Source organism: Mesorhizobium sp. M5C.F.Ca.ET.164.01.1.1 (genome assembly GCF_004792125.1).
GTDB classification, from domain to species: Bacteria; Pseudomonadota; Alphaproteobacteria; order Rhizobiales; family Rhizobiaceae; genus Mesorhizobium; species Mesorhizobium wenxiniae.
In genome coordinates, this window is sequence record NZ_SRTG01000486.1 from 1 (window position 1) to 300 (window position 300).

Annotated in this window: 1 pseudogene; it reads right to left on the reverse strand. The window is 63.7% G+C overall.

Going from position 1 to position 300, the window contains the following annotated elements:
* Nucleotides 1–92: 92 nt before the first annotated feature.
* Nucleotides 93–300, reverse strand: a pseudogene (gene sufC / locus EN807_RS34395) (Fe-S cluster assembly ATPase SufC); the annotation flags it as partial.

Genomic DNA, 300 nt, shown 5'->3' on the forward strand with positions numbered 1-300 from the left:
GCTCGCCGAAGGCATCGATCAGCGCCGTCTCGGCCAAGGTCCGCTGGGGCTGTGCGTGCATGTTCATGACTTTCGCCTCGACTGCTCCCATCTCACGCGGCTTCGCCGATCACGCCGGCATAGCCATTGGCCTCGAGATCGAGCGCCAGCGACTTGTCGCCAGACTTGATAACCTGGCCCTTGTAGAGCACGTGCACCGTATCAGGCACGATGTGCTCGAGCAGGCGCTGGTAGTGGGTGATGACGACGATGGCGCGGTCCGGCGAACGCAGCGCGTTGACGCCGTCGGAGACGATCTTC